Source organism: Arthrobacter stackebrandtii (genome assembly GCF_017876675.1).
In the GTDB taxonomy this organism is placed as follows: domain Bacteria; phylum Actinomycetota; class Actinomycetes; order Actinomycetales; family Micrococcaceae; genus Specibacter; species Specibacter stackebrandtii.
This window is the reverse complement of the sequence record NZ_JAGIOI010000001.1, coordinates 592575-617088: the sequence shown is the minus strand read 5'-3', so window position 1 is coordinate 617088 and position 24514 is coordinate 592575. Positions and strand designations below refer to the sequence as shown.

Sequence of the window (24514 nt, the reverse complement as noted above, 5' to 3'; positions counted from 1 at the left end):
TAAGCCCCTTTTTTGGCCAACGCTGCACCAGATAATCCCCGTTTTCTCCCAACGCGGCACCACCCAGGACGCCGGCCGTACGGACCGAACTCTGCCTGCGGGATGCCCGTGCATGAATCCGGCATCGGCCGTGTGGCATAGTCGGCACCACATAACAATGGCTGGCGAGGGGAGTGGTGGACGTGTTGGGAACGGCGTGGGTTTACGTGGTGGCCGGGGTGTTTGTGCTGGTGGTGGCGGTGCTGGGTGTGCTGCTGTTGGTGGGCCGTTTCAGCAAGTCGGGCGCCGGCGGCGTGGAAACCCCGCCGGAAGTGGTGCCGCATCCGCGGGGCGAGGCAATACCGCCCACCGGATCGCGCTGACCACACAGACGCGGCATCACCCCACACAGACGCGGCATCATTATTCTGTGGTTAAACCCATTACGCTCCCTCACCAAGTGAGGGAGCGTAATGGGTTTAACAGCATTATGTGATGCCGCGTCTGCAGGGGTGGGGGTGTGCGGCTACTCGCCGCCTGCCTTGCGGGCGCCGAGCTCGGCATCCAGGCGCAGCAGTCCGTTGCCGTCGGCGCCGATCAGCCGTACACGGCCAATGATCTCGCCAACCGAAGCTTCCTCCTCCAACTGCTCCTCGATGAACCAGTTCAGCAGGGGGATGGAATCGATGTCGCCCTCGGCCTGGGCGAGGCGGTAGAGGTTCCGGATGGATTCGGAGACCTTCTGCTCGTGGGCCAGGGAGGCCTGGAAGGCCTCCAGAACGCTGTTGATGGTGACGTCCGGGGCAGTCAGGTTGCCAATCTTCGGGGCTGCGCTGCGGTCCGTCATGTGATCGGTGAACTTCTGTGCGTGCACCAGCTCCTCGGCGGACTGGGCCAGGAACCAGCCGGAGATTCCGGGGAGGTCCTGGACATCCATTTCAATGGCCAGCTGGCGATACACCACCGAGGCTTGGATTTCCAGCGTGATTTGTTCGTTGAATGCGTCTGCGAGTTTTCCTTTGAGTTCCATGCCTTCACGCTATTGCCAAAAGCCCGTTTGTGCATGCTATGTAAGGCTAAATTCACTTAGGACAGTGTCACCTAAGGCCGCGATGGCGAGCAAACGGGCTGACTCGGGTAAGTTGTATAGGGAAAGTAATCTCACCAGATTCTGAAGTTATCCACTGAATTTTCGCAGGAGACAGCCCACCCATGGCCAAAATCATCTACACCCTGACAGACGAAGCGCCCATGTTGGCCACGTACTCACTCCTGCCGATCGTTGAGGCCTTTGCCTCCACCGCCGGCGTGGACGTGGAAACCCGGGACATTTCACTCTCCGGCCGCATCATTGCAGTGTTCGGCGACTACCTCACTGAAGAGCAGCGCGTGAGCGACGCACTGGCCGAACTCGGTGCCCTGGCCAAGAGCCCGGAAGCCAACATCATCAAGCTGCCTAACATCAGCGCCTCCATCCCGCAGCTGAAGGCGGCCATCGCCGAGCTCCAGGGCCAGGGCTACGCCCTCCCGGACTACCCGGACGACCCCTCCACCGATGAGGAAAAGGACGTTCGCGCCCGCTACGACAAGATCAAGGGCAGCGCCGTGAACCCGGTCCTGCGCGAAGGCAACTCCGACCGCCGCGCACCCCTTTCGGTCAAGAACTACGCCAAGGCGAACCCCCACAGCATGGGCGCCTGGTCCAAGGACTCCAAGACCAACGTCGCCACCATGGCCGACGGCGACTTCCGCCACAACGAGAAGTCCGTGGTCATCCCGGCCGACGACAAGATCAAGATCCAGTTCGTCGCCGCCGACGGCACCACCACCGTGCTGAAGGATTCCTTCCCTGTCCTGGCCGATGAAATCGTTGACGGCACCGTCATGCGCGCCGCTGCGCTGGACGAATTCCTCGCCGCACAGGTGGCCCGCGCCAAGGAAGAGGGCGTCCTGCTCTCGGCACACCTGAAGGCCACCATGATGAAGGTCTCGGACCCCATCATCTTTGGCCACGTGGTCAAGGCCTATTTCCCGGAACTCTTCGCCAACTACGGCGACGCGCTGGCCAAGGCCGGCCTGAGCCCGGCCAACGGCCTGGCCTCCATCCTCAACGGCCTGGGCGAACTGCCTGAGGACGTCCGTGCAGGCGTCGAAGCCGCCATCGCGAAGGGCTACGAGAACGGCCCGGCGCTGGCCATGGTCGACTCCGACAAGGGCATCACCAACCTCCACGTCCCCTCCGACGTGATCGTTGACGCCTCCATGCCTGCCATGATCCGCACCTCCGGCCACATGTGGGGTGCCGACGGCCAGGAGCACGACACCCTCGCCGTGCTGCCCGACAGCAGCTACGCCGGTGTCTACCAGGCCACGATCGACGACTGCCGCGAAAACGGCGCCCTCGACCCCACCACCATGGGCACCGTCCCGAACGTGGGCCTCATGGCACAGGCCGCTGAGGAATACGGCAGCCACGACAAGACGTTCGAGCTCTCCGAGACCGGCACCGTCCAGGTGGTCAACTCCGCAGGCGACGTCCTGATCGCCCACGACGTCGAGGCCGGCGACATCTGGCGCGCCTGCCAGGTCAAGGACATCCCCGTCCGGGACTGGGTCAAGCTGGCCGTCACCCGCGCCCGCGCCTCAGCCACCCCCGCCATCTTCTGGCTCGATGAGACCCGCGCCCACGACGCCAACCTCATTGTCCGGGTCACCGAGTACCTCAAGGACCACGACACCGAGGGCCTGGACATCCGCATCATGTCCCCCGAGGACGCCACGAAGTTCACCCTGGAGCGCATCCGCCGCGGCGAGGACACCATCTCCGTCACCGGCAACGTGCTGCGCGACTACCTGACGGACCTGTTCCCGATCCTGGAACTGGGCACCAGCGCCAAGATGCTCTCCGTGGTTCCGCTGATCGCAGGTGGCGGCCTCTTCGAGACCGGCGCCGGCGGCTCCGCCCCGAAGCACGTCCAGCAGCTCGTGAAGGAAAACCACCTCCGCTGGGATTCCCTCGGCGAGTTCCTGGCCCTGGCCGTCAGCTTCGAGCACCTGGCCGTGAACTACGGCAACGCCCGCGCGCAGATCCTGGCCGACACCCTGGACCGCGCCACCGGCACCTTCCTCCTGGAAAACAAGTCACCGAAGCGCAAGGTCGGCGAGATCGACAACCGCGGCAGCCACTTCCACCTGGCCAAGTTCTGGGCACAGGAACTGGCCACGCAGACCGTTGACGCCGAGCTGGCGGAGGCCTTCAAGGCCGTCGCCGCGGACCTGACCAGCAACGAGGACGCGATCATCGCCGAACTCGCAGCGGTCCAGGGCTCACCGGTTGACCTGGGCGGCTACTACCGCCCCGACGCAGCCAAGGTCGCGGCCATCATGCGCCCGTCGGCGCTGCTGAACAAGGCCATCGACACCCTGAGCTAGCAACTGGGGCTGCCCCCCTTCCCACTGAAGCCGGTGTTTGCGGTTTCGGACGGTGGCATACCATCGTCCGAAACCGCGAACACCGGCTTTTTTGCGTCCAGGACCGACGGCGGGTGCCCGGCCCCGAGCGTCCCTTCCCAGGACGGGCCGGGAGTTTTAGGCTTGTTCCATGCCGCAGGAAGACCTCCCCTCCGCAGCACTTGACGCCACACAAGATGCCGCGCTTGAGACGGACGACGGCGCGTCCCCGGCTCCCGGGGCACGGAGCCGCCGCACTTTCCTCCACGTGCTGGTCAATACGGCCATTGCCAATGTCACCACAAGTTTCCTGTGGTTTGCCCTGACCTTCTGGGTGTACCTGGAAACGCGGTCGGTGCTGGCGACAGGCCTCGTCGGCGGCGCCTACATGCTGCTGGTCGCCGTTTTTGGGCTGTTCTTCGGCGTGCTGGTCGACCGTTACCGCAAGCACGCTGTCATGCTTGGCTCCGCCTTCGGCACGCTGGTGTTCTTTGGCCTGGCCGGGATCATGTTCCTCATGGTCCCGCAACAGCTGCTGCTGACCATTGCCGCGCCTTGGTTCTGGGTCTTTGCCATGATTGTGCTGGTTGGCGCCGTCATTGAGCAGCTTCGCAACATTGCCCTCTCCACAACGGTCACCCTGCTGGTTCCGTCGGCGGACCGGGCCAGGGCCAACGGTTTGGTCGGTTCGGTGCAGGGCCTGGCCTTCCTTGTCACGAGTGTGTTCAGCGGGCTGTCCGTCGGCCTGTTGGGCATGGGCGGCACACTGGCCATCGGGCTGGCCGCCTCCGCGGCAGTGGCGGCTCACCTGCTCGCCATCCGCATCCCCGAGCCCAAGGCGCTGCGCAGCGGCGACAGTACCGGCATGAAGGAACTGCGGCAGGGCGTGGCAGCCGTCCGGGCAACGCAGGGACTGGTGGCGCTCATTGTGTTCACCACCTTCAACAACCTCACCGGCGGGGTCTACATGGCGCTCATGGACCCCTACGGCCTGACATTGTTCCCCGTGGAGGTGTGGGGCCTGGTCCTGGGCGTGACGGCCACCGGCTTCATTATTGGCGGCGGACTCGTGGCAAAGTTCGGCCTGGGGCGCCGCCCCCTGCGCACAATGCTTCTCCTGGTCGCCTGCACGGGAGCCCTTGGCGCGGTATTCACCCTGCGGGAATGGTGGTGGTTGTACGCCGGCGGCGTCTGGCTGTTCATGACCCTCATGCCGGCGGTCGAGGCGGCCGAGCAAACCATCATCCAGCAGGTGGTGCCGGCGCGCACCCAGGGACGCGTGTTCGGCCTGGCCATGACGGTTGAATCGGCGGCCGCCCCCGTCACGGCGTTTGCCATCGCCCCGCTGGCCCAGTTCTGGCTCATCCCGTACATGGAAGGCCCCTCCGGTCGGCGGGACTTCGGCTGGCTGCTTGGCGACGGCGATGCCCGGGGGATCGCCCTGGTGTTCCTCGTGTCCGGGCTGGCCTCCGTGGCACTGGCCCTTGCGGCACTGTGCACGAGCCAATACCGCCAGCTGTCCCGCAGTTACGATGAGGCCGCCCGGCGGGAGGCGGCTGCGGGGCCCTCCGGCTCGGCAGCGGCACGGGACCCGGGGCGCAGCGGAAGGTGAGGGGCAAGATTCTTGCCGGGAACACGCCGTCGTGCCTTCCGCAGGACAACGAAAACAGGCGTTACCAGATCTTTACGCAAGAAATGTGCTTCAGGTCACATGTTCAGGAGTATGGTCGAATCCATGTAAAGCCGACGATCACGCCTGGTAACGGCGCCCGGCGGTCGGGCGGCTTACTGCGAAAGGGAGATTCATGTACCGCAAGAAAGTTATGACCACGCTGGCTGCGGCCGCGACCTTGGGGATGATCTTGGGTGGTTGTGCGAATACGGCAGCGCCTGAAGGCGGCAGCACATCTGGCGGCAGCGCCTCGGCGATCGACATCCCGGCCCTGACTTCCATTGAAACTCCGCCCAACGCGGTGCTCCCGGCGGGTGACGGCAAGGCCACGTGCCCTGCCACGACGACGCTGGCCTATGTGGGTGCCCAGACCGGACCAAACGCCCAGCTCGGCATCAACATTTTCAACGGCGTGCAGCTCGCCATCAACGAGCACAATGCGGCGAACCCGGACTGCCAGGTCGTGTTCAAGAAGTTTGACACGGAAGGCGACCCCAACAAGGCCACGGGCCCGGTCACCCAGGCCACCAAGGAAGAAGGGATCATCGGCGTTGTCGGCCTGCCGTTCTCCGGCGAATCCAAGGCCACCGGCAACATCTTTGAACAGGTCAAGCTGGTCCACGTCACCCCGGCAGCCACAAACCCGGGCCTGACCGAAAACGGTTGGACCACGTTCTTCCGCGGCCTGGGCAACGACGCAGTCCAGGGCCCGGCGGCAGCAAAGTTCATGGTGGACAAGCTGCAGGCCAAGAAGGTCTACATCGTCCAGGATGACTCCGAGTACGGCATCGGCCTGGGCCAGACCACCGCTGACGGACTGGGAGACGCACTCGTGGGCACCGACAAGGTGACCACCGGGCAGAAGGACTTCTCGGCCACGATCTCCAAGATCATGAACTCCAAGGCCGACGCAGTCTTCTACTCCGGCTACTACGCTGAAGGCGCACCGTTCGACCAGCAGCTGGTCAACAAGGGCTACACCGGAACGTTTGTCGGCCCGGACGGTCTGAAGGACGACCAGTTCATCAAGCAGGCAGGCGACGCATCCAAGAACGCCTTCTTCACCTGCCCCTGCATTCCCGGTGAGCTGATCCCGACCTTCGCCAAGGACTACAAGGCGCTGGCCGGCATTGACCCCGGAACCTACTCCATTGAAGGCTACGACGCAGCCACCGTGCTGCTGGCAGGCATCGACGCCGGCAACCAGGACCGCGCGTCATTGCTCGAATGGGTCAAGACCTACGACAAGGACGGTCTGAGCAAGCATTACAAGTGGAACGACAAGGGCGAGCTGGCGGCCCCCACGGTCTACGGCTACAAGGTGGAGAACGGCAAGATTGTTCCCATCGGTGCCATCGGGGAGTAACCCCCTCCGGCGGCCATGCTGCGGGGCGGGCTTCCGCCCCGCAGCATGGCCGTGCACACTGCCACCAACCCGCCTTTCAACGTGCGCCGGCCCGCGGCATGGGCCGCCGGGCACCGCGCACGGAAATGGACTGCTCCCATGATCCCAACCATCCTTGCGGCGGCACCGCCAACCAGTGACTGGATTACGCTGGACTTTGCCTCCCTGGCCCAAAACTTTTGGTCTGCCACCTTTGACGGGCTGACCTTTGGATCCATTTACGCCCTCGTGGCGCTTGGCTACACGCTGGTTTACGGCGTGCTCAACCTCATCAACTTTGCCCACTCCGAAGTATTCATCCTTGGCTGCTACGGCGTCTGGTTCACGTTGTCATTCCTTGGCTTCGGCCCCTCGGCCCCCAACCTGGGCGTCGGTGCAATCGTCGTCAACCTCCTGCTTGCGCTCATCGTCGGCATCATAGCCTCGGCACTGACTGCCTTTGTTCTGGAACGAGTCGCCTACAGGCCGTTGCGCAAACGCAACGCACCCCGCCTCGTCTTTCTCATCACCGCCATCGGTGCATCCTTCACCATCCAGTACCTGATCTACGTTTGGCGCGGCGCGGTTCCGGAACAGGCCCTGACCATGTTCCAGGTCAAGCCGGTCTTTGAAGTATTTGGCACCTTCATCTACAACGACCAGATCCTGATCGTCACGGCCGCCATCATCCTGATGGTCATCACCGAACGCTTCATCAGCAAGTCCCGCACCGGCCGCGGCATCCGCGCCGTCGCCCAGGACCCGGACACGGCAACGCTCATGGGCGTGAACAAGGAACGAATCATCATCACCACGTTCGTGATCGGCGGCATCCTCGCCGGTGCGGCCGCACTGTTCTACACCATGAAGATCCCCTCCGGAGTTGTCTACAACGGAGGCTTCATCCTTGGCATCAAGGCCTTCGCCGCAGCCGTCCTCGGCGGCATCGGCAACGTCCGAGGCGCACTCCTCGGCGGGCTCCTGCTGGGCCTGATCGGCAACTACGGCCAGATCCTGCTGGGCAACTCCCAGTGGACCGACGTCGTGGCGTTCCTGGTCCTGGTCCTGGTGCTGCTGTTCCGCCCCGAAGGCATCCTGGGCACCTCGCTTGGAAGGAGCAAGGCATGAGCATGACAGAAGGCCCCAGGCCTCTCCGAACCTCCAAATCAGAACAGCAGACCGACGCCTCGGAAGCCGTCGGGCCCCTGCCCGGCACCAGCGCTGACGTTCCCCGCCACGGCAGGTTCGGCGGCTGGAGCGACCGCTGGCGGGAAATGTCCCGTCCCAAGCAGTGGATGATCCTCATCCCCGTGGTCGTCGTGGCATTCTTCCTGCCCCTGATGAACATCCCGTTCATCACCACCGAACCGGGCAACGACTGGCCGCTCGCCTGCCAGGCCATGGCCATCTTCGCCCTCGTGGCGGTGGGCCTGAACATCGTGATTGGCTACGCCGGCCTGCTCGACCTGGGCTACATCGCGTTCTTTGCGGTCGGCTCCTACACGGCAGCCATGCTGACCAGCCCGGATTCTGCGTTCATCAAGATCCCATACCTGTGGACCATCCCGGTGGCCATTGCGGTGTCCATGTTCGTTGGCGTGCTCCTGGGCCTGCCCACACTGCGCCTGCGCGGCGACTACCTGGCCATTGTGACCCTCGGCTTCGGCGAGATCGTGCGCATCCTGGCCACCATCATTCCGGCCATGAAGGGCCAGCCCGGATTCCAGAACGTGGGCCACCCGCCGGGCGTCGGCGACGACGGCATCCCCATCTTCGCCAATTCCAACGGAACCCCCTGGTACTGGCTGACCCTGGGCATCCTGATCGTTCTCCTCTTCCTCGTCGGCAACATGGAGCGCAGCCGCGTGGGCCGTGCCTGGATCGCCATCCGCGAGGACGAGGACGCCGCCGAGACCATGGGCGTGCCAACGTTCAAGTACAAGGTGTGGGCGTTTGCGCTCGGCGCCGGCGTCGGCGGCATGGCAGGGGCCCTCATGGGCGGCCAGGTCGGCTTCGTGAACAACCAGAAGTTCGACGTCGTTACGTCCATTTTGTTTGTCGCGGCAGTCGTCATGGGCGGCTCGGGCAACAAGGTGGGTGCCATTGTGGGCGGCGCGCTGGTCGCCTACATCCCGCTGCGGTTCACGGCCATTGCAGAGTACAAGTTCCTGATCTTCGGCGTCGCCCTGATCCTGATCATGATCTACCGCCCGCAAGGCCTGATCCCCGCCAAGCAGCGCCTGCTGGCCTACGGCACCCAGGCCTACGCCGCGGTCCGTGCACGCTTCTCCGGCAAGGGGGCCAAGCCGTCCGGGACGGGCGGGACGGGTTCCGGCCCGTCAGGTCCATCCGGAAAGCCCGCCACGCCCGCACCCAAACCCAACGCTGAGGGGGCCGCATCATGAGTGAATCACTGGATCCGGAAGCATCCGTGGACCAGGACGCGCTGGCCGCAGGCGGCATCGACCTGGAGGTGGCGGAAACCGTCGCACCCGAGCGGTCCTTCGCCGTCGGAGTGGGTGAAGACTTGGTTGAGGTGAAGAACCTGACCATGAAGTTCGGCGGCCTAGTGGCCATGGACAACGTCAGCTTCACCATCAAGCGCGGGGAAATCCTGGGCCTGATCGGGCCCAACGGTGCCGGGAAGACCACCTGCTTCAACGCCATGACCGGCGTGTACAAGCCCACCAGCGGGCAGGTCCTGCTGGAGGGGCGGCTGCTCAACGGCATGAAGCAGCACAAGATCACCCGCGCCGGGCTGGCCCGCACCTTCCAGAACATCCGCCTTTTCGGGGAGATGACCGCGCTGGAGAACGTGGTGGTCGGCCTGGACGCCCGGCACAAGACCAGCGTTGTCGGCGCCCTGCTGCGCCTGCCGCGCCACATCCGGGAGGAGAAGAGCGCCATCGAGCGCGGCATGGCGCTGCTGGAGTTCGTGGGCATCGCCGACCACGCGGCCACTCTGTCCCGGCACCTGTCCTACGGCAGCCAGCGGCGCCTGGAGATTGCCCGGGCGCTGGCCACCGATCCAAAGGTGCTGTGCCTGGACGAACCTGCGGCCGGCTTCAACCCGGCGGAGAAGGAGGAGCTTATGGCGCTCATCCGCACCGTCCGCGACGACGGCTACACGGTCCTGCTCATTGAACACGACATGAAGCTGGTCATGGGCGTCACCGACAGGATCGTGGTGCTGGAATTCGGCAAGAAGATCGCCGACGGCCTGCCCCACGACATCCGCGAAGACCCCAAAGTAATTTCCGCCTACCTCGGGGAGCCTGAAGATGACTTTGCTTGAGCTGAACAACGTATCCGTCCACTACGGCCGGATCCAGGCCATCCACGACATGTCGTTCACGGTGGAGGAAGGCGAAATTGTCTCCCTGATCGGGGCCAACGGCGCCGGCAAGACCACCACCATGAAGACCATCTCCGGGCTGCTTAACCCCTCCGCCGGGACCATCAAGTTCATGGGCGAGGACATCACCAAGATGAAGGCCCACATCCGGGTGGTGCAGGGCATCTCGCAGGCACCGGAGGGCCGGGGCATCTTCCCGGCCATGACTGTGCTGGAAAACCTGGACATGGGCACGTTTGGCCGCAAGGACCGCACCGGCGTGCCGGAGGACCTGGAGCGGGTGTTCACCCTGTTCCCGCGGCTGAAGGAGCGCGAGAAGCAGTTTGGCGGCACCATGAGCGGCGGCGAGCAGCAGATGCTGGCCATCGGCCGCGCCCTGATGTCGCGGCCCAAGCTGCTGCTGCTCGACGAGCCCTCCATGGGCCTGGCCCCGCAGTTCATCCGGCAGATCTTCAAGATCGTCACCGAGATCAACGGCCAGGGCACCACGGTGCTGCTTGTGGAGCAGAACGCCAACCAGGCCCTTGCGCGGGCACACCGCGCCTTCGTCCTGGAAACCGGGGCCATCACCCACAGCGGCACGGGCAAGGAACTGCTGGCTAATCCGGCCATCAAGGAGGCCTACCTGGGCGTCGGGTAGCCAGTCCCCGGCGCGGACCGCATGAAGCACGACGGCGGGAGGTCACCTTTCAGGCGAAAGCTGGCCTTCCGCCCGTGGCTTGTCCGGGGAGCCGCTCTGATATCGAGGGGCGGCCCCGCCTGGCGGGCTGTACCCCCTTGAGCCTCCGCGCGGGTCATGCCCGGCACGGCGGCGGGTGAACTGGCAGAATGGCGGGATGAGCATCCAACGATTTGTCGGCCGGCCCGACTGGTACGACACCTTCAATCCCGAAACCCTCGCCGCAACCGGCACCACCCTTCGCTGGGGCGTGGTGGCCACCGGTGGGATTGCCCGCACCGTCACGGCGGACCTGGCCCTGCTGGAGGACGCGGAGCTCCTGGCCGTGAGCTCCCGCAGCGAGAAGAGTGCGGCGGCCTTCGCCGGCGAGTTCGGCTTCGCCCGGCACTATTACGACGGCGGTCCGGACGGCCTGGAGTCCCCCGGCTACATGCAGCTCGTGGCAGATCCCGACGTGGACGTTGTGTATATCGCCACCCCGCACGCCCAGCACTTCGACATTGCCAAGGCCGCGCTGGAGCACGGAAAGCACGTATTGTGTGAAAAGGCGCTGACCATCACGGCGGCGGAGGCACGGGTCCTGATCGCCCTTGCGCGGGAGAAGCAGCTGTTCCTCATGGAGGCCGTGTGGGCAAGGTTTGTCCCCGGCTTCCAGCGGGCCATGGAGATCGTGGCATCCGGGGAGATCGGCGAGGTCAAGTGGGTCCGTGCCGACCTCGGCTTCCCGGCGCCGGTCGACGACGCTGCACGGATCTGGGCCCCGGCCGACGGCGGCGGGGCGCTCCTGGACATCACCGTCTACCCGCTCCTGTGGGCGTGGGGGACCCTCGGCGCCCCAACCTCGCTGCACGCCGCGGCCGAGTTGACGCCGCTGGGCGTCGACGCCCAGAACGTGCTGAACCTCAGCTACCCGTCCGGCGCACAGGCACAGCTCATCAGCTACCTCGGTGCGCATGGTCCGCGGACGGCGTCGGTCGCCGGCAGCAAGGGGTTCATCGAGACCGTTGGTTCGGTCAACAACCCCAAGGGCCTGCGCGTCTCGGTGGGCTGGGACGGCGAACGCGTGGAGACGTTTGAACACCCCGGCAGCGGCTACACGTACCAGCTGCGCGAGGTCACGCGCTGCATCCAAGCCGGGCTGACGGAAAGCACCACCATGCCGCTGGATGATTCGCTGGCCGTCATGGAATTGTTCGACGACGCCCGCCGCCAGTTTGGCGTGAGCTACTGGAACGACACCCGCACAGACCTGTAGCCGGCCGGAACGTTCCGGACGTCAGTAGGCTTGGAACCACCAGTGAAAGAGGAGGCCGGACGATGGCTGCAACAACGGAGACGTCGGAAACCGCGGCGGGGCTGATGGCGGAACTCGCCGCCCTCGAAGACCCGAGGGCCCGGGCCGTGAATGAAAAGCACGGCGACGACCACGGCGTGAACCTGGGCAAGCTGCGGGCCATCGCCAAGCGCGTGAAAACGCAGCAGGAGCTGTCCAGGGAGTTGTGGGCCACCGGCGACACCGCCGCACGGCTGCTCTCGCTGCTCATCTGCCGGCCCAAGGCGTTCACGGCGGAGGAGCTGGACACCATGCTTCGCGAGGCTCCGGTGCCGAAGGTCAACGACTGGTTCGTGAACTACGTGGTGAAGAAGAGCCCCCATGCCGAGGAACTGCGCCAGGCGTGGTTTGCCGATCCGGATCCCGTGGTGGCCGCGTCCGGCTGGGCCCTGACCAGCGAACGCATTGTCAAGAAGCCGGAGGGACTCGACCTTCCCGGCCTCCTGGACATCATCGAAGCCCACATGAAGGAAGCCCCCGACCGCCTCCAATGGGCCATGAACAATGCGCTCGCACAGATCGGCATCGAGAATCCGGAGCTGAGGGCCCGCGCCCTCGACATCGGCGAACGCCTTGAGGTGCTCAAGGACTACCCCCACGCCGCCCAACTGCACCTCCCCGTTTGCTCCTGACTGGATCAACGAGATGGTGCGCCGGAAGGCAGGCTGAGGCATGAGAACCATCTGGCACAGCGCCAGCACCGGCCGCCGGTTCCTGGCCTTCGTCGTGGCCGCGCTGCTGTTGGCTGGGTTGGCGGCCACCGCTTTCGCCTGGTTTGCCACTGTGCACGGTTCCGACGCCTTCACCATCGCCATGGGCTGGGGCCGGATCCTGCTCCAGCTCTCCGCCGGCACCGCCCTCGCCGCAGTGCCCATCATCTACACCCGCCCCAAAAAGCGCGACTCCGGCCGCTGAAACGGGGCATCGACCGCCGCCGGATCGGGGAAACGTTGACCAGTGCTGCGCCGGCGTCGGGGAAAAGTTGACCAGTGCTGCGACAGCGTCGGGATGGGGGAGCGGGCCGGGTGGTGCCGGAGACGCGAAAGGCCCCGTCCGCCGTCGTAATTAAGTACGACGGCGGACGGGGCCTGCTGCGTTGGGCCCGCCTGGGGAGGAGGTGCTATCCCTTGACGGAACCGCTCATCAGCCCGCCCACAAAGTACTTGCCCAACAGGATGTAGACAATGAGCGTGGGGACGGAGGCGATGAGCGCGCCGGCCATGGAGGCGGCGTAGTCGGTGAGCTGGCCTCCGGCGAGGAAGGACAGTGCGATCGTCACCGGGCCGTTGCGGCCCGAGGAGAAGAACGCGGCGAAGAGGTAGTCGTTCCAGGCGGAGGTGAACTGCCAGATCAGGACCACGACGAAGCCGGGGGCCGAGACGGGGAAAATCACCGAGCCGTAGGTGCGCAGGATTCCGGCGCCGTCCATGCGGGCGGCCTCGATGAGTTCATCGGGGACCGACGCATAGTAGTTGCGGAAGATCAGCGTACAGATCGGCAGGCCGTAGACAATGTGCAGCAGCATCAGTGACGGGATGCCCTGGGGAATGCCGAGGTTGCTCACCAGCTGGGTCAGCGGGATCATGACGGCCTGGTACGGGATGAACATGCCGAAAAGGATCAGCGTGAACACGATGTTCGCACCCGGGAAGCGCCACTTGGACAGCACGTAGCCGTTGATGGATCCCAGGAAAGCGGAGACCAGCGCGGAGGGGACCACCAGGAGCACGGTGCGGCCCAGTGACGGCGCCAGGGTTTCCCAGGCCTTGACCCAGCCGCCGGTCTCCCAGACCTGCGGGAGGTACCAAGCGCGCGAGGGGTCGGCGTCGGCGGTGCCCTTGAAGCTGGTGATGAACAGGACGTAGGCCGGCAGCAGGACGATGATCACGAAGAAGATCAGGATCGCGTACTTCAGGGTCCGGTTGATGCGCCGCTTGGTGGTGCGCTTGGAGTCGGACTTCATGTCCTGCGCCGACCGCAGGCGCTTCTTGTTGTTCACTGTGGCGGTGGACATCAGCGCTTCTCCGCTCGTGAGGTGTACATGAGGTAGGGGATGACCACGATGGCCACCAGGACCAGCAGGATCATGCCGATCGCGGCTGCATCGGCGTAGTCGCTGCCGATGTACTTGACCCACATCATCGTGGCGGGAACCTGCACGTCATAAGTGTTGGCGTCCGGGACGATGGCGCGGATGAGGTCGAACAGCTTCAGTGACATGTGGCCGATGATGATGATCGCGGAGAGCATGACCGGGCTGAGCTGGGGGAAGATCACGTGCCGGTACAGCTTCCACTCGGTGCAGCCGTCGATCCGCGCAGCCTCGCGCAGCTCGTCCGGGATGCCGCGGAAGCCGGCCAGGAACAGTGCCATGACGTAGCCGGAGAGCTGCCAGATGGCAGGGACGGCAATGGCGGCAATGCCCCAGGTGGGGTTGGACCACCAGTCGTTCTGCATGAAGCCCAGGCCCACGCTGTCCAGCAGGCGGTTCAGGCCCGTGGTGCGTTCGCCGCCGGGCTGGGTGGTCTGCAGGCTGGAGAGCAGCCAGCGCCAGACAACACCGGAGGCGATGAAGGAAATGGACATGGGGAACAGGTATACGGAGCGGAAGAAGCCCTCGCCCTTGGCAGGCTGTTCCAGGAGCCAGGCCCACAGGAAGCCGAAAATCAGGGTGCCGCCCAGGAAGACGATCGTGAGGATCAGCAGGTTCCACAGCGAGTGCTGGAAATTGGGGTCGGCCAGGAGATTGGTGTAGTTCTCAAAGCCGACATACTTGTTGCTCGGCTTGGCCGTGTGCTGGTTGGTGAGGCTGACCCGGAAGTTTTCAATGATGAGCCAGTAGACGAAGACGCCAACCAGGATGATGGTGGGTGCCAGCAGCAGTACGCCGGGACCCCATGTTTTAGCGCGCTTTAACACAGTTTGCCTCCTTCCGAAGAAGATTGGGGGCGCATGGCTTGGGGCGGCGCAACATGATTGTCACGGCCGCCCCAACCCTTGCAGAATTATTACTTGGCGTACTTCGCCGCGATGGATGCTGCGGAGTCCTGCAGGCCCGCAACGTCCTGGTCGCCACCGAACTTGCTGACAGCGGTGGAGAGGTCGTTCAACCAGGCAACCGGCACTGCTGCGCCGTGTGCCAGGGAGGAGACAATCTTGTCCTGGCCGAAGTCCTTGATGGCGCTCTGCTGGTACTCGGAGAAGTCCGAGGTGTCAGCCGTGGTGTTGGCCGGGATGGAGCCCTTGACCTTGTTGAAAGCGGTCTGGCCCTCGGCCGAGCCGATCGTGGTCAGCCATGCCTTGGCGCCGCCCGGGTTCGGGGCGCCCTTGGGCAGGGTGAAGGAGTCGGCCAGGAAGTCGAAGACGCCCTGCGTGCCGGGGGTGGCGAAGTAGGTGTAGTCGACGCCCGACTTGTCGCCGTCCTGCTCGAACTTGGCCTCGGCCCAGTCGCCCATGACGTTGTAGGCGGCGGCGCCATCCTGAACCAGCTGCGTTGCCGGGGCCCAGTCGCTGAGCGAGTCGCGGTCGGTGTTGGTGTAGGACAGGGCCTTCTTGTAGGCCTCAATCGCCGTGGTGACCTCGGCGCTCTTCCAGTCGGTCTTGCCGTCCCACAGGCCGTTGTAGCCGTCGGAGCCAAGGCTGGAGAGCAGGATGTTCTCGAACAGCTGCACCTGGGTCCAGGAGCCGGCAACGGACAGCGGGATCGTGCCGGAGGCCTTGATCTTGTCCATGTCGGCGAACCAGCCGTCAAGGTCCGTGGCGGGCTTGGTCGGGTCCAGCCCGGCCTTCTTCAGCACCTCAACATTGGCCCACACCACGTTGGCGCGGTGGATGTTGGAGGGGACCGAGTAGATCTTGCCGTCAACGGTGAGGCGGTCGATCAGGTCCTTGGGGAACTGCGAGGTGAGGTCGTTGTCCTTGTAGAAGCCGCTCAGGTCCTCGATCTGGTCTGCATCGATGTAGTCCTGGAGCTCGGCACCGGCGTGGGCCTGGAAGGAATCCGGCGGGTTGCCTGCCTTCAGCTGTGCGGCCAGGACGCTCTTGGCCTGGGAACCGGCACCGCCGGCCACGGCGAGGTTGTCGAACGTGAGGTTCGGGTAGTCCTTGTTGAAAACGCCAACGAGGGCGTCCAGGCCGGCCTTTTCGGAACCGTCCGCCCACCACGTGAAGACGCCGACCTTGCCGGTTGCATCCTTCGGGTTGGTGGTGTCACTGGCAGTGCTGTCGCCGCCTCCGCCACAGCCAGCCAGGGTCAGACCCAGCGCTGCAACACCGGCAAGCAACGATAGACGACGTCGCATATTGTTCCTCCGTGAAAAATTGTTCGAAAATGATGATCCGAGCGTGCATTTGAAATGCCCGCTCTCCAAAAGTTACCTGCATCACTCTTTGCCGTCAACTATTTAACACAACGGATTGGTAACGGTGTGCCGGCGGCGGACCTGCCGGCGCGCGGGGCCGGGGATTTGAAGGCTATCGGGGCCAGTGGCGGCTGTGGCTCAGCGCCAGTGAAATGGCGCCCAGGGCCTCGGCGCGGTCGCCCAGCGACGACATGGCAACCACCGTGCCCTCGCCGACGGCAGGCACTGCATGGCGGACCAGTCCCCGGCGGATGGGGGCGAGCAGTGTTTCGCCCAGCGGGGCCAGCGGGCCTCCCACCACGATGATCTCTGGATTGATCATGTTGGCAACGTTGGCAACCGCCTTGCCCACGGCCATGCCGGCGTCGTCGATGACCCTCAATGTGGCGGCGTCGCCCGACATGGCGCGGTCGATGACGTCGGAAACGCTCAGGGGTGCGGGTTCGCCGCGGCTGAGCAGTTCGATCATGACGGCGGTTGAGGCGACGGTCTCCAGGCAGCCCCGATTTCCGCAGCGGCAGACGAGGCCCTGGTCAAAAATGGGGGCGTGCCCGATCTCGCCGGTGATGCCCGTGTGCCCGTAATACGGGGACCCGTTGAGGATTAGTCCGGCACCTATGCCGCTGCCAATCTTCAGGAACATGAGGTCCCGCACGGTGCGGTGTTCGCCCCAGGTGACCTGCGCCAGGGCGCCCAGGTTGGCGTCGTTGTCGGCAAAGACCGGCATCCGCAGTGCCTGTTCAAGCTGCGAGACAATGTCCACGCCCACCCATTCCGGCAGGATGGCGCCGCGGATCACCGTGCCGGTGCGGTGGTCGATGGGCCCGGGGACACCTACCCCCGCACCCGTGACCTGGCTGCGGGCGATGCCCGACTCCGCGAGCAGGCTCTCCAGCATGGCCGCGGCCGTTGCGATGCTCTCCCTCGCCAAGTGACCCACGGGAAGCTGGACAAATTTCTCCGCCTTCACCGCGAATCCGGGGCTTGCCAGGATGATCCGCACATGGCTGCGGCCAAAGTCGATGCCTGCTGCCACATCCGGCGTCTCCAGCAGCGACACCGCCAGCGCGCGCCGACCCGAGCTGGTGGTGGGCTCCGTGGTTGCGAGCCCGCTGGCGCACATCGCCTTGACGATGTTGGAAATCGTGGCGGTGGACAGGCCGGTGACGCGGGCCAGATCGGCCTGGGTCAGGGCACCATTTTCACGCAGCGATGCCACGATCAGCTGCTCATTGCGCTGCCTCAGTGCGGACTGCGACCCTGGTTTTGGGCTGGCGGCGGCTGGCAGACCGGGTGAATTGTTCATGGGTAGTAGCGTGCATCACAAAGGCACTTGTAGTCAAGATATGAACACAAAAAGCATAACTCCAGTTGAATTTCACTTAACGCAAAACACAAAAATGGGTAAAAACCTCACCAAATAGGGCATTCTGGGTGCTGCGGATGCCTCTGCCGGACGCAAAAGCCCACAATATTGTCCGTAATTTGTTGATTTTGTTGCAACGGTCGCTCCCAAGCCGGCCCGCCAAAGGTGCCGGGCAGGCAAAAGGCCCCCTTCGCCGTCGTACATCAGGAACGACGGCGGAGGGGGCCTTGTGCGCCCGGACGCACCGGGGAACGGCTACTCCGGCTGGCCTTGCAGCGCCTTGTGCTTGCCAGCCAGTGTGACGTAGTTGCGGGCGTTTTCGCGGACATGCTCGAGTTCCTCGGCGGTGAGGGTCCTTCGCACCTTGGCAGGGACGCCGGCCACGAGGGAGCCGGGCGGGATGAGCGCGCCTTCAAGGACCACCGCGCCGCCGGCCACCAGGGATCCGGCGCCGATCACCGCACCGTTCATGATGGTGGCACCCATGCCGATCAGGCAGTCGTCCTCCACGATGCAGCCGTGGACGACGGCGCCGTGCCCCACACTGACGCCGTTGCCGACGCGGGTGGGGAAGCCGGGGTCAGCATGCAGCACCACGTTGTCCTGGAGATTGCTGCCCTCGCCCACCGAGATGGAGTTGGTGTCCCCGCGCACCACCACTCCGTAGAACGCGCTGGAGTGTGCGCCGATGGCGGCCTGGCCGATGATGACGGCGCTGTGGGCGAGAAAGGCGGTGGCGTGGACGGTGGGGGTGCTGCCGTCAAAGGTGATCAGTTGCTTCATTGCGGGTCCTTTTCTGGTGGAGGGTGGATGCTGCTACCAGCGGGGGTGGATGCCGGCGCGCAGCAAGTCGTCGTAGATGCCGCGGACGCCGTCGGTGAAGTCCGCGCCGAGAGGTGCCATGGACCCGGCGGCTGCGTTCGCCTCTGCCTGGCCGGTGGAGCGGGCCCCGGGGATGACGGAGGAGACGCCGTCCAGCTGGGCCACCCAGGCGAGGGCGGCCTGCGTGGTGGTGCCGTCCACGCCGTCGGCCAGTGCCGAGAACCTGTCCGCAGCTTCAAGCCCCACGGCGAAGTCAACGCCGGAAAAGGTTTCGCCCACATCGAAGTGGCTGCCGTCCCGGTTGAAGTTGCGGTGGTCGTTTTCGGCGAAGGTCGTTTCGGCGGTGTACTTGCCGGTGAGCAGGCCGCTGGCGAGCGGGACGCGGGCGATGATGCCCACCCCGGCCTCCCGCGCCGCCGGCAGCACCGCGTCGAGCGGCTTGAGGCGGAAGGCGTTGAGGATGATCTGGATGGTGGCCACGTTGGGACGGGCGATGGCGTCGAGGGCCTGCTGGCACGTCTCCACGCTGAGTCCGTAGGCGGCGATGGCACCCTCGGCGACCAGCGTGTCCAGGGCGTCGTACACCTCGTCGGAGGTGACGACGGCGCTGGGCGGGCAGTGCAGCTGGACCAGGTCCAGGGTGTCCACGCCCAGGTTCTTGCGGGAGCGGTCGGTCCAGGCGCGGAAGTTCTCCATGACGTAGTTTTCCGGCAGCTGTTCCATGCGGCGGCCCATCTTGGTGGCGACGGTGATGCCGTGGCCCTCGCCGCGGCTGCGCAGGAACTGCCCGATCAGCGCCTCGCTGCGCCCGTCGCCGTAGACGTCCGCGGTGTCAAAAAACGTGACGCCGGCATCGGCGGAGGCGGCCAACACTGCCAGGGCGTCGGCCTCGCTGACATCGCCCCAGTCGGCGCCCAGCTGCCAGGTTCCCAGTCCGACGGCGGACACGGTGCGGTTGGTTTTTCCAAGTACATGAGTCTGCATGGTGCAAGCCTAGCGGCAGTTGCGGCACGATTTCGGGTTGGCGCGGCATGCGCGGCCCGGGCGCCGTGCGGCCTGCCGGTGCCCGCCGCTCAAGCCGCCGCGAACGTCTCAGACGCCGGCCCTGGCAACGGCCACCAGTTCCGCCGCCGGCCCGGCCAGCCGCTGCGGGCCCGACCACACGGCCGTGAGCGGACGGCTGATGCCCTGGCCCTCGAAGGGGACGCTCAGCAGGTCGCCGCTGGCGAGCTGCTCGTGCAGGGCCAGCTCGCTGAGGGCCGCGGGCCCGGCGCCCGAGGCCACCGACACCCGCACCGCCGCGTTGCTGCCCAGCACCTGCGCCGGTTCCACGGGGGAGTGCCCTGCCAGCAGTTCCGCCAGGGCCTCGCGTGTTCCGGACCCGGGTTCCCTGACCACCAGGGGTGTGTTGGCCAATTCCTGCAGGGAAATCCTGCCCGTGCGCCCAGACCAATCGTGGCCCGGCGGGACCACCACCAGCAGCTTGTCTTCCCGGACCACCATTGCGTTGAGTCGCACTGGCACATTCGGTGTCTCCACAAAGCCCAGCTGCAGCTCGCCCTGCTGCACCTGGTGGAGCACCTGTGCGGAATTCAGCACGCGCACCTCAATGCGCAGGTGGGGCAGGCGCCGTCGGACTTCCGCCAGCCAGGCCGGGAGGAGGGTTTCAGCAATGGTCATGCTGGCCCCCACCCGCAGTTCCCGGGTTTCGGCCGTGTGGCTGGAGCGAAACCAGTCGTTGAACCGGGCGGCCGATTCCAGCAGCTCCCGCGCCTGGACGGCAAGCGACAGCCCGGACTCCGTGGGTGCCGAACCCCGCGGGCTGCGCTCCAGCAGCGTGGTCCTGAGCGCGGCCTCCAGATCGGCCACGGCCCGGCTCGCATTGGGCTGGGCCATGCCCACCTTCCGCGCCCCGGCCGCCACGCTGCCCGTGTCCACAACGGCCACGAACAGTTCCAGGACCTGCAGGTTGGGCCAGTTCTCAGTCATATGGAAAGCATATAACCCGATGCGAAACTCCCGTCTACCGGCGGGTACGCGACGCTGGAAGCATGGGGGCATGGCTACTCCAACCAGGCAATTTCCAGGCACGACGGCGGCACCCGCCACCGCGCCCCGCCGCGCCAGCGCCTTGCGCACCTGCGCCGCCGCGCGTTTCGGCGCCCCCTTCCAATCTGTCAGGGTCGAACTGAAGCGGAATGCGCCGGGGCTGCTCCTTTGCGCAGCCGCCGTCGCCGCAGCCCTGTCCGTCAATGCACTGCTGCCGGCGCTCAGCCCGCTCATCGTTGCCATTGTGCTGGGGGTGGTTGTCGCCAACACGGTGCGGCTGCCCGAGGCCGTGGCGCCGGGAATCGCCGTCGCGGCCAAGAGGCTGCTGCGCTGGGGCATTGTGTTCCTGGGCCTGCAGCTGGTCCTCTCCGACATTGCCGCACTGGGGGCACCCATGCTGGTGGTTATTGTGTGCATTGTGGCCGGGGGCATCTTCGGCACGGTCCTGATGGGTGGGCTGCTGAAGCTGCGGCGCTCGCAGGTGCTGCTCATTGCCTGCGGCTTCTCCATTTGCGGCGCGGCCGCCGTCGCGGGGGCCGAGGGCGGCATCGAGGCCGAGGAGGAGGACGTGGTCACGGCCGTGGCGCTGGTGGTCATCTTTGGCACGCTCATGATTCCGCTGGTTCCGCTGCTGGGCGGGCTGCTGGGCATGGGCCCGGAACTGAACGGGATGTGGGCCGGCGGCTCCATTCACGAGATTGCCCAGGTGGTGGCTGCCGGCGGGATCATCGGGGGAGGGGCGCTGGGCGTTGCCGTGGTGGTGAAACTGGCACGGGTCCTGATGCTGGCTCCCGTCATGGCCGTCCTCAGCCTGCGGCAGCGCCGCGCGGGAACGGCCAAGCCCGGTGAAAAGCGGCCGCCCATTGTGCCGCTTTTCATCGTGGGCTTCCTGGCCATGGTGCTGCTGCGCTCCGCGGTGGACCTGCCGGATGCCGCGGTCCATGCGGGAGCCCTGGTGCAGACGGCACTGCTTGCGGCCGCCATGTTCGCCCTGGGATGCGGCGTGAAGGTCCGCAGCCTGGTGAAGGTGGGTGCGCGGCCATTCATACTCGCTGCGGCCTCCACGCTGCTCGTGGCGGTCATCGCCCTGGCCGGGATCGAGCTGGTCCACCCCTGACCGGACCATGCCTTGCCCGCAGTGACACAGTCCACTGTGCATTCCACCCCTGCAGCCCATGGGCGCCGGTCGTGACACGATAAACTTGCATGTCGCCTCACGCCCGCGAAACGCTTCCGGACTGCGGGCCCACATCGCCCGGCGGGCCTGGCGGCATGACCGCCCGCGGCGCCGCCCAGGCTGGGCGGCGGACTGGAAACGCGAGGGACGGCAGACGCACCTGCCGTCCGGGACCACAGATCGGAAACACGTTGGATGTCAGCATTGGATGAGCCGCGCGCCGCGAAGTCTGCCGGCCGCTCCGGTCCTTCACTGGGGCTGGGCCGCCAGCTGCTGCGGCGCAAGCCGATTGCACAGATGGTCCAGGAGGCGGGCAGCGGCACCGAGGGGCGCAAGCTGGTCAGGAGCTTCGGCGTCCTGCAGCTGACCATGATCAGCGTTGGCGCAACCCTGGGCACCGGCATCTTTGTGATCCTGGGGGACTCCGTGCCGATGGCCGGCCCCGCCATCTTCATTTCTTTCCTGATCGCCGGTGTTGCGGCGCTGCTCTCAGCAATCTCCTATGCGGAAATGGCCGGCATGGTGCCGGTGTCCGGTTCCAGCTACTCCTATACCTATGCGACTTTGGGCGAAGGCATGGCATGGATCTGCGGCTGGTGCCTGGTGCTGGAATACGCCGTCTCCGTGGCTGCCGTTGCGGTGGGCGCCGGCCAGTACATCAACGAATCCGTGGCGGGCCTGGGATGGGTGCTGCCCGACTTTGTGTCCCAACCGCCCGGTTCCGGCGGTGTCATGAACCTGCCCGCCATGGTCATCGTGCTGCTGTGCATGGTGCTCCTCATGCGCGGGGCCCGTGAAAGCGCCTGGGTCAACACCGCCATTGTGCTCATCAAGATTGTGATCCTGTTGTTCTTCTGTGCCGTGGCCTTCACCGCGTTCAACGCCGGCAACTTCGACCCGCTGCTGCCCATGGGCACCGCCGGTGTATCGGCCGCGGCATCACGGGTGTTCTTCTCCTACATCGGTTTTGACGCCGCCTCCACGGCCGGCGAAGAAGCCCGCAACCCGCAGCGCGACCTGCCCCGGGCCATCATGCTGTCCATGGTGATTGTCACCTCGGTCTACGTCCTGGTGGCCGTTGCCGCCATCGGCGCCCGCGACTGGACGTGGTTTGACGGCACCGAGGCGGCCCTGGTCCAGATCCTGCTGGAGATCACCGGCAAGCCGTGGATTGGAGCAGTGTTCGCCATCGGCGCGGTGCTGGCCATCACCAGCGTTGTGCTGGCCGTGCTGTACGGCCAGACCCGGATCCTGGTCTCCATGTCGCGCGACGGTCTGGTGCCAAAGGTGTTTGGCCGGATCTCGGCCAAGCGCGGCACACCCGTTGCCGGCACGCTGATCGTTGGCATCGCCGTCGCCCTGACGGCCGGACTCGTGCCGCTGGGCGCCCTGGCGGATGCAACCAGCATCGGAACCTTGTTTGCCTTCGCCCTGGTCAACGTCTCCGTTGTCTACCTGCGCCGAAACCGCCCCGAACTCAAGCGCAGCTACCGGGTGGCGTTCTACCCGGTGACGCCAATCCTCGGCGCGTTGATGTGCGTGTACCTGATGATCAACCTGGGAGGCCTGACCTGGCTGGTCTTCCTGCTTTGGATGGTTGTGGGACAGGTTGCCTACTTTGCCTACGGCCGCCGCCATTCGAAGGTCGCTGCGCTCTCACAGCCCGACTACGAGGTGCTTTCCGCCGCCCCGATTGACCCTCATTAGATCTGTGACGCAGCAGTTGCATCAAATCAGCGACAGCAAGCGCTTTCCAGTGCAATAACTGCGTCACAGTCGACAGGGAGGGCGGGAGGCCGTCAGTCGAAGACGACCGTGCGGTGCCCGTCCAGCAGGACCCGGTGCTCGGCGTGCCACTGCACCGCCTGGGCCAGGGTGCGGGCCTCGACCGCGCGGCCCATGGAGACAAACTGCTCCACGGAATGCCCGTGGTCCACGCGGATGACTTCCTGCTCGATGATGGGACCCTCGTCCAGCGCCGCCGTGACGTAGTGCGCCGTGGCGCCGATGATCTTCACGCCGCGGGCATGCGCCTGGTGGTACGGCTTGGCGCCCTTGAACGAGGGGAGGAACGAGTGGTGGATGTTGATGGCGCGCCCGGCCAGGTGGTTGCAGAGGTCGTCGGAGAGAACCTGCATGTAGCGGGCCAGGACAACAAGTTCGACGTCGAGCTCCTCGACCAGCTCGAGCAGCGCCGCCTCGGCGTCGGCCTTGGTGCCGGCGGTGACGGGGATGTAGTGGAAGGGGATGCCGTAGAACTCGGCGAGCGGCTCCAGGTCCCGGTGGTTGGAGACGATGGCCGGGATCTCCACCGGCAGGGTGCCGGAGCGCTGCAGGAAGAGGAGGTCGTTGAGGCAATGTGCGGCCTTGGAGGCCATGATCAGGGTGCGGATCGGTGCCCCGGCCCGGTGCAGCGTCCACTTGAGCCCAAACTGCGCGGCAACCGACTCAAGGTGCTCGCGGAGCCGGCTGAACGACGTCGTGGTGTCAACGGCAACCCGCATGAAGAAGGTGCCGGTGTCCGGGTTGCCGTACTGCTGGGAGTCGGTGATGTTGCAACCTGCCTCCAGCAGTGAGCCGGAGACGGCATGCACAATGCCGGGCGTATCGGCGCAGGAGAGCGTCAGAACGTAGCCGTGCGTGGCGGCCGGGGAGGAATCCGTGGGCGAAATCATGTCAGTCACCCCATCAACGTTACCGTCCAATTGCGCCACTGTATTACTATGGAGGGGTTGCGACTGGCGATGAGGTGGGACACCACCGGGGAGCAGCACGAACAAAGACCAAAGCGATCGTACGCCTGGGACGCAAAGGTCACGAAAAGCCAACACTTACGTGTTTGGCGATAATCTTTCCTAGAAGAGTTTTTTCGTGCAGTCCACCCAGG

21 protein-coding genes, 1 pseudogene and 1 riboswitch are annotated in these 24514 nt (G+C 65.5%); of the genes and pseudogenes, 13 read left to right on the top strand and 9 right to left on the bottom strand.

Annotated features, from left to right (window positions below):
* The first annotated feature begins 176 nt into the window (after positions 1-176).
* Positions 177-362, top strand: coding sequence for a hypothetical protein (locus JOF48_RS02565; RefSeq protein ID WP_209677011.1), 186 nt, complete (start codon positions 177-179; stop codon positions 360-362).
* A gap of 143 nt (positions 363-505) precedes the next feature.
* On the opposite strand, the gene JOF48_RS02560 is transcribed toward JOF48_RS02565, so the two are convergent.
* Positions 506-1009, bottom strand: a complete 504-nt coding sequence (locus JOF48_RS02560) for a ferritin (protein ID WP_209677008.1) — start codon at positions 1007-1009, stop codon at positions 506-508.
* A gap of 182 nt (positions 1010-1191) precedes the next feature.
* On the opposite strand from JOF48_RS02560, the gene JOF48_RS02555 reads away from it, so the two are divergent.
* The 10 genes and pseudogenes from JOF48_RS02555 to JOF48_RS02510 all read left to right on the top strand — a co-directional run bounded on the left by JOF48_RS02555 (position 1192) and on the right by JOF48_RS02510 (position 12767).
* Positions 1192-3411 (top strand): NADP-dependent isocitrate dehydrogenase, encoded by a 2220-nt coding sequence (locus tag JOF48_RS02555; RefSeq protein WP_209677006.1) that lies wholly within the window; start codon positions 1192-1194, stop codon positions 3409-3411.
* Positions 3412-3580: 169 nt separating this feature from the next.
* On the top strand, positions 3581-5041 hold the full coding sequence (locus JOF48_RS02550; protein WP_209677004.1) for an MFS transporter: 1461 nt from the start codon (positions 3581-3583) through the stop codon (positions 5039-5041).
* A gap of 193 nt (positions 5042-5234) precedes the next feature.
* On the top strand, positions 5235-6467 hold the full coding sequence (locus JOF48_RS02545; RefSeq protein ID WP_209677002.1) for a branched-chain amino acid ABC transporter substrate-binding protein: 1233 nt from the start codon (positions 5235-5237) through the stop codon (positions 6465-6467).
* A gap of 138 nt (positions 6468-6605) precedes the next feature.
* Positions 6606-7613: a branched-chain amino acid ABC transporter permease gene (locus JOF48_RS02540; protein ID WP_209677000.1), complete on the top strand. Its 1008-nt coding sequence runs from the start codon at positions 6606-6608 to the stop codon at positions 7611-7613.
* Positions 7610-8890 (top strand): branched-chain amino acid ABC transporter permease, encoded by a 1281-nt coding sequence (locus JOF48_RS02535; protein ID WP_209676998.1) that lies wholly within the window; start codon positions 7610-7612, stop codon positions 8888-8890. Before JOF48_RS02540 ends, JOF48_RS02535 begins: the two co-directional genes overlap by 4 nt.
* The gene (locus JOF48_RS02530) at positions 8887-9780 is read left to right on the top strand and encodes an ABC transporter ATP-binding protein (protein ID WP_245346376.1); all 894 of its coding nucleotides are present in this window, start codon (positions 8887-8889) and stop codon (positions 9778-9780) included. Before JOF48_RS02535 ends, JOF48_RS02530 begins: the two co-directional genes overlap by 4 nt.
* The gene (locus tag JOF48_RS02525) at positions 9767-10480 is read left to right on the top strand and encodes an ABC transporter ATP-binding protein (protein ID WP_209676997.1); all 714 of its coding nucleotides are present in this window, start codon (positions 9767-9769) and stop codon (positions 10478-10480) included. Before JOF48_RS02530 ends, JOF48_RS02525 begins: the two co-directional genes overlap by 14 nt.
* Positions 10481-10676: 196 nt before the next feature.
* Positions 10677-11774 (top strand): Gfo/Idh/MocA family protein, encoded by a 1098-nt coding sequence (locus tag JOF48_RS02520; protein ID WP_209676996.1) that lies wholly within the window; start codon positions 10677-10679, stop codon positions 11772-11774.
* A gap of 62 nt (positions 11775-11836) precedes the next feature.
* Positions 11837-12521, top strand: a pseudogene (locus tag JOF48_RS02515) (DNA alkylation repair protein).
* A gap of 3 nt (positions 12522-12524) precedes the next feature.
* On the top strand, positions 12525-12767 hold the full coding sequence (locus tag JOF48_RS02510; RefSeq protein WP_209676995.1) for a hypothetical protein: 243 nt from the start codon (positions 12525-12527) through the stop codon (positions 12765-12767).
* Positions 12768-12972: 205 nt separating this feature from the next.
* On the opposite strand, the gene JOF48_RS02505 is transcribed toward JOF48_RS02510, so the two are convergent.
* The 7 genes from JOF48_RS02505 to JOF48_RS02475 all read right to left on the bottom strand — a co-directional run bounded on the left by JOF48_RS02505 (position 12973) and on the right by JOF48_RS02475 (position 20390).
* Positions 12973-13815, bottom strand: coding sequence for a carbohydrate ABC transporter permease (locus JOF48_RS02505; protein WP_209684050.1), 843 nt, complete (start codon positions 13813-13815; stop codon positions 12973-12975).
* Between the two features lie 50 nt (positions 13816-13865).
* A complete protein-coding gene (locus tag JOF48_RS02500) occupies positions 13866-14771 on the bottom strand; it encodes a carbohydrate ABC transporter permease (protein WP_209676994.1) in 906 nt (301 codons plus the stop codon).
* An 89-nt stretch (positions 14772-14860) separates the two neighbouring features.
* Entirely contained in the window at positions 14861-16153 is a 1293-nt protein-coding gene (locus JOF48_RS02495; RefSeq protein WP_209676992.1) for an ABC transporter substrate-binding protein, read from the bottom strand.
* Positions 16154-16325: 172 nt separating this feature from the next.
* Complete coding sequence (locus JOF48_RS02490; protein WP_209676989.1) at positions 16326-17519, bottom strand: ROK family transcriptional regulator; 1194 nt, start codon at positions 17517-17519, stop codon at positions 16326-16328.
* Between the two features lie 315 nt (positions 17520-17834).
* Positions 17835-18362, bottom strand: coding sequence for a gamma carbonic anhydrase family protein (locus JOF48_RS02485; RefSeq protein ID WP_209676987.1), 528 nt, complete (start codon positions 18360-18362; stop codon positions 17835-17837).
* Positions 18363-18395: 33 nt separating this feature from the next.
* The gene (locus JOF48_RS02480; RefSeq protein ID WP_209676985.1) at positions 18396-19385 is read right to left on the bottom strand and encodes an aldo/keto reductase; all 990 of its coding nucleotides are present in this window, start codon (positions 19383-19385) and stop codon (positions 18396-18398) included.
* Between the two features lie 108 nt (positions 19386-19493).
* Positions 19494-20390 (bottom strand): LysR family transcriptional regulator, encoded by an 897-nt coding sequence (locus tag JOF48_RS02475; RefSeq protein ID WP_209676983.1) that lies wholly within the window; start codon positions 20388-20390, stop codon positions 19494-19496.
* A gap of 70 nt (positions 20391-20460) precedes the next feature.
* Here JOF48_RS02475 and JOF48_RS02470 point away from each other — a divergent pair, with 70 nt between their 5' ends.
* Together JOF48_RS02470 and JOF48_RS02465 are read left to right on the top strand one after the other, a co-directional pair.
* Positions 20461-21567: a YeiH family protein gene (locus tag JOF48_RS02470; protein ID WP_209676981.1), complete on the top strand. Its 1107-nt coding sequence runs from the start codon at positions 20461-20463 to the stop codon at positions 21565-21567.
* A 255-nt stretch (positions 21568-21822) separates the two neighbouring features.
* Positions 21823-23334, top strand: coding sequence for an amino acid permease (locus JOF48_RS02465; protein WP_209676979.1), 1512 nt, complete (start codon positions 21823-21825; stop codon positions 23332-23334).
* A gap of 92 nt (positions 23335-23426) precedes the next feature.
* On the opposite strand, the gene purU is transcribed toward JOF48_RS02465, so the two are convergent.
* Complete coding sequence (purU, locus tag JOF48_RS02460; protein ID WP_209684048.1) at positions 23427-24302, bottom strand: formyltetrahydrofolate deformylase; 876 nt, start codon at positions 24300-24302, stop codon at positions 23427-23429.
* 49 nt (positions 24303-24351) lie between these two features.
* Positions 24352-24440: riboswitch (ZMP/ZTP riboswitch) on the top strand.
* The last annotated feature ends 74 nt before the right edge of the window (positions 24441-24514 follow it).